Genomic DNA, 8,934 nt, shown 5'->3' with positions numbered 1-8,934 from the left:
GGCTAGCCGGCCAGGGGGAGCAAGAACCCGCCTAGAATGTGTTAACCATGTCCTTTAACATGTGTTAACTATGTCCTTGAACTAAACACGGCGGTGACGCCCTACCGGACGAACTTCCAGTCGCTCGCTTTCTTGCAATGTCCTGCTCGAACAGGGTTATGTAGGACGTAGGACCACTTCTCATCTAACTCGGCTTGGTTGCGGATGCGGTGATCGAAGAAGTTCGACTGCCAATCGATGGATAGCTTCTTAGCTGTGAATTGTTTCCAGTCGGAGATTGTCTTTGTCATGGACTGGAATTGAGAGAAGACGATGAACGCGTGGAGGTGATCCGGCATGAGTAGCATCAGATGTACGCTCCACTGGAGGAGCTTTTCTCGGTATGCCACCGTTTCGAAAAGCGGTGACGCAATTTCTGGTTTAGCGAGCACGTTCCGGTTCCGCTCTTTGCAACAGATCGTAATGAAGAAAAGGGCTTCATCGTCTACCCAAGGAGGTGGAATGTGTGCGAGCCGTTTGCGTTCGGGTAACATGGTAGGGTCCGACCGCCGGGCGGACCGCGGCGGTTGGTTTTGATTGAAGAGTTGGTAAATGATGTTGGGCACTGCGGCGTGCCCGGCGGTCACGCCCTACCTACAAAGAAAACGCTTTGAGCGTTTCCTCGAGGGCTGCGACGTTGGCGGCGCCGCCCATGGCGAAGTCGGGCTTGCCTCCGCCTCGGCCGTCGAGCTTGGCGGTGAGGTCGCGGATGATGTCACCGGCTTTGTGCCCCGCCCCGATAGCACTCTGGGATGAGAAGGCCACGATGCTGACCTTGCCCTTAACCTCGGCTCCGAGGACGACTACGCCTTCGCCGAGCTTGCCAATGAGGTTGGCTCCGAGTTGGCGGAGAGCGTTGGGATTCTCAACTACGACTTTGGCTGCAACGAGCTTGAGACCTCCTGAGTCCTTGGCGGATTTGAGGAGATCATCGGCGAGGTTGCCGCTGGCTTTCTGTTGGAAGCTCTTAAGTTGTTTCTCGAGCTCGGAGTTACGGGCGAGCAGGGAGTCGAGCTTCTTGATCAACTCCGCTGGTGCTGTGGAGAGTGTCTTGGACGCTGTTGAGATCGTCGCTTCCATGTCGTTGATGTGCGAATACAGGCTGTCACCAACAATAGCTTCGATTCGACGGGTGCCGGCAGCGATTCCAGATTCGCTCGCTATTTTTAGGAGGCCAATTTCGCCTGATCCACGAACGTGGGTCCCGCCGCAGAGTTCCTTGGAGAATCCGCCGATGTCTACAACGCGAACGACGTCGCCGTACTTTTCACCGAACTCGGCCATGACGCCTTCTGGCTTTTCGTCAAACGGAGTCTCGAACCACTTGACCTTGCTGTTGGCAAGGATCTGTTCGTTACAAAGCTTCTCGACCTGAGCGAGTTCTTCGGGCTTCGCGGCTTCGAAGTGGGAGAAGTCGAAACGGAGGCGTTGGTCGTCGACGTAGGATCCGGCTTGGCGAACGTGGTCACCGAGCACCTTGCGAAGCGCCCACTGAAGGATATGAGTAGCAGAGTGGTGACGTTCGATTGATTTGCGACGGTCGTGGTCGACGATGAGGTTGGCTTCTTGACCAATGGCGATCTCATCGAGGTTTCCGCTTACTTTGTGAAGGAAACGACCGTTTGGATCCTTGATTGTGTCGAGGACATCGAAGTGCTCGCCTTCGAACTCGATTGCACCGGTGTCGCCAACCTGGCCACCCATTTCTGCGTAGAAAGGAGTGTGGTTGAAAACTAGATACGCATCTTCGTCGCTTTTTACGATGTCGATGAGCTCTGCTTCGTCAGCGAGGGTGTCGAAGCCGAGGAATGTGGTGGCTTCGGCTGGGGCGTCGGAGTCTGCCACGAGAATGTCGGTGGACTTATGAGCGGCACGGCCTTTGGCGCGTTGCTTCTCCATTTCAACTTCGAAGCCTTCGGTATCGACGGTGATGCCCTTTTGCTTGGCCATCAGCTCGGTAAGGTCGAGCGGGAAGCCGTATGTGTCGTAGAGCGTGAAGGCGTTGAGTCCTGATATATTTCCTTCGTCGGCAGCAATCTTTTCGAAGAGCTGGATACCGCGGTCGAGGGTACGGCCGAAGGCGTCTTCTTCTGACTTGATGGTACGCTGGATGACGTCGGCTTGCTTCTTTAGTTCTGGGAATACGTGGCCGAGTTGGGAAACTACGACTGGTACGAGCTTGGCAAAGAAACCGTTTTCGAGGCCGAGCTTGCGTCCGTACATGACGGCACGGCGGAGGATGCGGCGGAGGACATAGTTGCGTCCAGCGTTGCCAGGGAGAATTCCGTCGGCGATGGAGCAGCTAAGGCAGCGTATGTGGTCAGCCAATACGCGGAAGATGACGTCCTTCATCTCAAGCTCGGAGATGTTGTCGAGATCTTCAGGCAGGGTACGCTGATACTTGTGGCCGGAGAGCTTTTCGAACTCTTGGAAGAGAGTGTCGAAGAGATCGGAGTTGTAGTTTGATGGCGGAGTCGAGAAATCTGTGAAGTTCTTCGACGTAGCCATGATGCCTGCCACGCGCTCGAAGCCCATTCCGGTGTCGACGTGCTGCGCCTTGAGGGGAACGAAGTCACCTTCTGGTGTGGCGTTGAACTGGATGAATACGAGATTCCAGATCTCGATGCAGTAAGGAGAGTCAGCGTTGACGAGAGAGCCTTTAGTATCGCCAGCTGGAGTGAGATCGACGTGGAGCTCGGAGCACGGGCCGCAAGGACCGGTATCGCCCATCATCCAGAAGTTGTCAGCCTTGTTGCCGAAAACTATATGGACCTCGGGATCAAGTCCTGCCTTTTCGAATACAGCCTTCCAGAAGTCGTAGGCTTCTTGATCGAACTCGGCTGGGTCGCCTTCGCCTGGCTTGTAGACAGAAGCGTAGAGACGTTCCTTTGGGAACTTCCAGACTTCGGTGATGAGTTCCCATGCCCACTCGATGGCTTCTTGCTTGAAGTAGTCGCCGATTGACCAGTTGCCCAGCATCTCGAAGAAGGTGTGGTGGTAGGTGTCGAGGCCGACGTCTTCGAGATCGTTATGTTTACCTCCGGCACGAATACACTTTTGTGTATCGGCAATGCGTGGGGTGGTTGCTTCGCGTTCGCCGAGGAAGTAGGGCACGAACTGGTTCATGCCTGCGTTTGTGAACAGCAAGTTTGGCGAATCCGGCATGAGGGATGCGGATGGCACGATGGAGTGCTGTTTAGACTCGAAGAAGTCGAGGAAGGACTGGCGAATTTGATCGGAGGTCATGCTGGAGAATATTTTGCCCACGAAGGGCGCTAAGGGGCACGAAGGATTTGGATGAGGGGATTAGTTCACTAATCGTTTCCACTCCAACTTTCCTTGGGAGCCGAAGTTGATAAGGAGGCCTAGCTTTAACTGTGTTGCGTTTAGATAGTTGATTACTTGGGACTCTTCTTTGCTAGTGAGTTTTTCGATAGCTTTGATCTCTACGAGGATGTCGTTGTTGATGAGAAAATCGGCTATGTATCGTTTTTTGAGTACGCGACCCTTGTAGTGAATTTGTAGTTGTTTTTGCGATTCGAAGAGAATCGATTGGTCTGCTAGTTCGAGTTCTAGTGCTTCTTGGAAGACAGCTTCGAGAAAGCCGTGGCCGAGCTCTTTGTGGACTTCAATGGCAGCACCTATAATTTTGTAGGTTTCTTCTTTGTAAGTGATTTGAGGCATTGGATTCCGGGGATCGAGTTTGGTGTTTGCTCACGAAGGACAGGAGTTCGTTGAAGTAACAGATTTCAACTTAGTGAAGCTTCGTGTCCTTCGTGGGCGAAAAAAGACTAGAGTCTTTCGATGATGGCGGCGGCCATTTCTTTGGTGCCGATGCTTGGTTTGCCGAAGGCGATGTCGCCGGTGCGCTTGTCGTCCATGACGGCTTGCTTGACGGCGTTTTCGATCTTCTCGGCGATCTCGTTCTCGCCGAAGCTGTGGCGGAGCATTAGGGCTGCACTCAAGATCTGAGCACATGGGTTGGCGATGCCCTTGCCAGCGATGTCTGGAGCAGTGCCGCCGGATGGCTCGTATAGGCCAAATGGGAGGTCGAGGCTGTTCTTGCCAGTGCCGAGGGAGGCCGAGGAGAGCATACCAAGGCTGCCGCAGACGATGCCCATTTCGTCGGAGATGATGTCGCCGAACATATTTTCGGTCACGATGACGTCGAACTGGTTCGGGTCGCGGGCCATTTGCATGGCTGCATTGTCCACGTACATGTGAGTGAGCTCGATTTCTGGAGCGTGCTTGGCAACGTACTCAGTTGCTGTTTCGCGCCAGAGGACGGAGGTCGTGAGAACGTTTGCCTTGTCTACGGAGCAGATCTTGTTGCCGCGAGTCTTGGCAGTCGCGATGGCTACGTCGAGGATGCGCTCGATTTCGGACTTCTTGTAGACCATCTCGTCGGTGGCTTGGATGTCGCCGTCTTCGAGGGTCTTGGTGTGTTTTGGGCCGAAATAGATGCCGCCGGTGAGTTCGCGTACGCAAACCATGTCGATGCCTTCCGGAATACGCTCGGTCTTGAGCGGAGAGGCGTCGGTAAGCTCTTGGTAGAGCAGGCCTGGGCGGAGGTTGGCGAAGAGGGAGAAGTGCTTGCGGATCGGGAGCAGGGCAGCGCGTTCTGGCTGCTCGGCTGGCGGGAGGTTTTCCCACTTTGGTCCGCCGATAGAGCCGAAAAGGATGGCGTCTGCTTCTTCGCAAATCTTGACGGTGGAGTCTGGGAGGGCCTTGCCTTCGTTGTCGATACCGGCGCCGCCGACGTGGGCTTCTGTGTAGTCGAGTTTGATGCCTGCGGGCTCTGTCGCTGCCTTGAGGACGTCGAGCGCGACGGACATTACTTCAGGGCCGATGTAGTCACCTGGGAGAACTGCGAATTTAAGCGTTTTCATGAAGGGGGCCATTGAGGGGGAAAACGCTTTTTTTTAAAGGAAAAATTGGGTGATAGGGCGCTTGGTGCTAGGCGACGGGTTCGGGCAGGGGGAAATTGTCGGATTTACGGCTCGTTTTTGGGGGTGAGGAGGTAGCGGGTAAGGGTTTCGAGAAGTTGCTTGGGACGGAAGGGTTTTGCTAGGTGTTCGTTGGCGCCGGCTTCGATGGAGCGGACGTGGTCGCTGGCCATGGCGTAGGCGGATTGGGCGATTATGGGGATATTTTTGTTCTCTTTCCGGATGCGTCGGGCGACTTGATAGCCGTCTAGCTCGGGAATTTTGAGATCTAGGAGAATGAGGTCGAAGGTGCCTCTCTGGTAGAATTCGAGGGCTTCTTTGCCGTTTTGGGCCCACTCGATCTGCACTCCTGTCTTGCTGAGGGCGCGGATGATGTAGTCGTAGTTGGGCTTTTCGTCCTCGACGAGGAGGATTGAGAATTTCGATAAATCGACGTTGAGAGAGGCTGCCAGGAGGTCGGTTTGGGTGGGAGCGTCTTGAGTCGTGGATTCTACTGGTTTGAAGGGGAATGTTATGTAGAAAGTGGTTCCGACCCCGGGTGCGGATTCGAGGGCGATCTCTCCGTGCATGAGGTGGGTTAGGGTTTGGGTTATGGCGAGTCCTAGGCCGGTGCCACGGTAGAGTTTTTTCTGGTCGGCGTCGATTTTGTGGAAGCGGTTGAAGATGCGGCTGTGCTCTTCTTCGGGGATGCCGATTCCGCTATCGCGGACGGTAAACCGTATGCTGTGTTCGGATGTGTTGCTTGAGCTTTTCCAGATTTTGTAGCTGAGGGCGACTTCCCCTTTGTCGGTGAACTTGAGGGCGTTGGAGAGTAGGTTCCAGAGGATCTGCTTGAGGCGATGGGGATCGATGTAGAAGGCGAGGTCCGGGTTGTTGTCGAATTCCTCTGGGACTTCGGTGAAATGGCGGTATTTGACTTCCCCTTTTTTCTGGGAACTGAGGGTTTCGCGGAAGAGGGCGCCAAGTTCTTCGCAGAGGGATGCGATGTTGGTTGGCTGGGAGCTGATTTCGGCTTGGCCTGCTTCGATGGTGGAGAGGTCGAGGATGTCGTCGATCAGACTCATGAGCGACTCGCTGCTTTTCCTGATAATGCTGCCGTATTGTTGGCGTTCTTCGTCGGATATGTCCTTGCTGTCGATGATGTGGAGAAATCCGACGATGGCGTTCATGGGAGTGCGGATCTCGTGGGACATGTTGGCGAGGAAGGCGGATTTCAGCTTGTCGGAGTGTTCGGCTTTGCTTTTGGCGATTTCCAGTTCCTTGGTGCGTTGCTTGACGGTTTCTTCCAGTTCCTCGCCGTAGTGGAGGATTTGGCGATTGGCTTGCGCTAGCTGGTCATTCGCTTCGCGGAGGGCTTGCGTGCGTTGGTCGACGGCGAGTTCGAGCCGTCTTGCTTCCTGTTTGATGCTTTTGATCCGGTAGATGTAAAAGGCTACGGGTAATGAAATTATGACTACGAGTCCGGTGAGCTGGAACCAAAGGGTGCCCCACAAGGGGGGAAGGATGGCGATCTTTATTTCGTCTCCTGTGTCGTTCCAGTGGCCGTCGTTGTTGGAGGCGATGACTTTGAATACGTAGTTGCCCGGGCTAAGGTTGGTGTAAGTGGCTTCGAATTGGGCTTGTACGTGGGTCCATTGATCATCTTGCCCTTCGAGGATGTAGGCGTATTCGTTTTGATTTGGGTCGAGGTAGTCGATTGCTATATACTCGAAGGTTATGGCGTTTTGCTCATGGCTAAGCTTCAGCTCGGAGGTCATGAGAATGCTACGGTCAAGAGTGGGGAGTTTGTAGCCTCCCTCTGGAGGCTCGAGCTCTAGCGACTGGTTGAAAATGCGTATTCCGGTGATGAATACATCGGGGATCTGCGTGTAGTCGTGAATTTCATCGGGCGAAAAGAGGGTGAGTCCTTTGTTTTGGCCGAAATAGAGAGTTCCGTCTTTGCCGCGAATGGCGCTGTTTTCGAAGAAGTCGTTTCCTTTGAGGCCGTCGCTTGTGTAGTAGCTACTGATGGATTGGGTGTCGTGGTTAAGTTTTGCCAGACCGTCCAGCGTGCTGATCCACAAATCTCCATTGGCGGCGTCCACGATTGAGCAGACGCTTTTGTGGGGGAGGCCGTCTTCGACGAGAAATCGTTCAAAGCTTTGCTCGGAGGGGGCGAAGCGGTTGAGGCCGTTTGCTGTGGCTATCCAGATTGCGCCGTTGGAGTCTTCGAGAATATCGGTTACGAGCGAGTGGGAGAGCGAATCGTCTTGATCTGGATCGTGTTTATAGTGGGTGGCGGATTTTCGGTCGCTTGATAGGAGGGTGATTCCCGTGGGGGAGCCGATCCAAAGCTGGTCTTGACGGTCGACAAGTACGGCGTTGACCCAGTCGTTTTTGATTTGGATGCCGTGTTCGTCGGCTTGAGCTTTGCGGTAGGTTTTGAACTGGAGGGTCGAAAGGTCGAGCCGGGCGACTCCGGTTTCGTGAGTGGCTATCCAGAGGTTGCCTTGAGCGTCTTCCGCGAAGTCGCGAATGTCGTGTCCGGGGATTGAATACGGATCTTGGGGGTCGTGGAGGAATCGTTCGAAGTTTTGTGATTCGGGGCGGTATCTGAAGAGTCCGGCCCGGTAAGTGCCGACCCAGATATTATGCTGCGAATCTTGGAAAATTCGAAGGATCGGTTGGTCGGTGATCGCTGTCGGGTCATCGGGATCTGGATTGAAGGTGTGTGGAGTGTCGCCGTTTGAAGGATACATGGTGATGCCTTCGTTTTTATGGCCTACCCAAAGGTTTCCTTCGTGGTCTTCGAGTATGGCGGCTACCGGCGAATTGGGGGATAGTTCGGGGCGGGTCAGATGGATTGGCAGGCTTTTGAAGTTCTTGAACCGAACCGAGACGCCGATGCCGTCGAAGTTGCTTCCGATCCAGAGGTTGCCTTGGTGATCGGCCCACATGGTGTTTATGCCGCTTTGTGGCAAGTGTGGGCTGCCGAGGGAATCGGAGGTGTGTTTTGTTAAGGCGTTGGTGACGGTATCGTATATGGTGATGCCGCTGTTGCTGGCGATCCAGAGCCTTCCGTCGGGAGCGAGAGCGATCTGGTTGACGAATTCTGAGGTGGTCGCTGCAAGGGCTGTGGGTTGAGTGCTATGGCCGTTGGCGTCGAATTGGAGTATGCCGCGATTGGTGGTGCCGAGCCAAAGCTGCCCGTTGTCTTGGCGGCAAATGCTGGTAATATAGTTGTTGGATATTCCGTCTGGACTGCCGAGGCCTGCGCTGAAGGTGGTGGCTGCGCCGGTTGCTAGTTCCAGGCGATGAACTGCGTTCGATACGCCGAGCCAGATATGTTCGGCAGATTCGATGTACATCGACTTAATCAAGCCTAGCGTCTCTTGGTTGATGGGGGAGAAGGTTTGGTTGGCTTCATCGAATGTGTAGACGAAGCCGGTTTCGCTGCTGGCGAAAATCGCGTTCGCCTCGCTGCTGCTGATGGCGTTTATCCGGCTGAAGCCTAGGGGGAGATTGGACGTCTCGGGGTTTAGGAAGTTAAGGAAGGATTCGGTTTCGGGCTGGTAGAGGCTTATCCCGTGCCCGGTCCCAACCCAGAGGCGGTTCTTCTGGTCGAGGTGGAGGGACCAGACGGTGTCATGAGCAAGACTGTTGTTCTTCAGGGGGGCGTGCTGGAATTTACGTATCCGATGCCCGTCGTAGCGATAAAGCCCGTGTTGGGTACCGATCCAAATGAAGCCGTTTGGCCCTTGGGTGAGGGCGTGGATGCGACCGACGGCGGCCTGCTCGAAGAATTCGAGCTTTCTGAAAGGTAGGTTCTCGTAGTCTCTTGCGGGATCGAGATTCAGCAATGCCTGGTCTTCGGAGGCAGCAAGGTAGGAACAGAGCAATGAGGCGAGCGAGGTCGCTAGGAGGAGCGCTGTTTTCAGGGGCGAAGATTCCAAGTGGGGTAGTGGTTGAG

5 protein-coding genes are annotated in these 8,934 nt (G+C 54.7%); all 5 read right to left on the bottom strand.

Going from position 1 to position 8,934, the window contains the following annotated elements; genetic code table 11:
• Positions 1-101 precede the first annotated feature (101 nt).
• The 5 genes from JIN87_RS18495 to JIN87_RS18475 all read right to left on the bottom strand — a co-directional run bounded on the left by JIN87_RS18495 (position 102) and on the right by JIN87_RS18475 (position 8,917).
• Positions 102-533, bottom strand: coding sequence for an REP-associated tyrosine transposase (locus JIN87_RS18495; RefSeq protein ID WP_200357090.1), 432 nt, complete (start codon positions 531-533; stop codon positions 102-104).
• 100 nt (positions 534-633) lie between these two features.
• Positions 634-3,285, bottom strand: a complete 2,652-nt coding sequence (alaS, locus tag JIN87_RS18490; protein ID WP_234033489.1) for an alanine--tRNA ligase — start codon at positions 3,283-3,285, stop codon at positions 634-636.
• Positions 3,286-3,345: 60 nt separating this feature from the next.
• Positions 3,346-3,723, bottom strand: coding sequence for a GxxExxY protein (locus JIN87_RS18485; protein WP_200357089.1), 378 nt, complete (start codon positions 3,721-3,723; stop codon positions 3,346-3,348).
• 107 nt (positions 3,724-3,830) lie between these two features.
• Positions 3,831-4,928, bottom strand: a complete 1,098-nt coding sequence (leuB, locus tag JIN87_RS18480; protein WP_200357088.1) for a 3-isopropylmalate dehydrogenase — start codon at positions 4,926-4,928, stop codon at positions 3,831-3,833.
• 104 nt (positions 4,929-5,032) lie between these two features.
• Complete coding sequence (locus tag JIN87_RS18475; protein ID WP_200357087.1) at positions 5,033-8,917, bottom strand: hybrid sensor histidine kinase/response regulator; 3,885 nt, start codon at positions 8,915-8,917, stop codon at positions 5,033-5,035.
• Positions 8,918-8,934: the final 17 nt, after the last annotated feature.

The organism is Pelagicoccus mobilis, assembly GCF_016595505.1.
In the GTDB taxonomy this organism is placed as follows: Bacteria; Verrucomicrobiota; Verrucomicrobiia; order Opitutales; family Opitutaceae; genus Pelagicoccus; species Pelagicoccus mobilis.
This window is presented reverse-complemented; position numbering and strand designations above follow the sequence as displayed.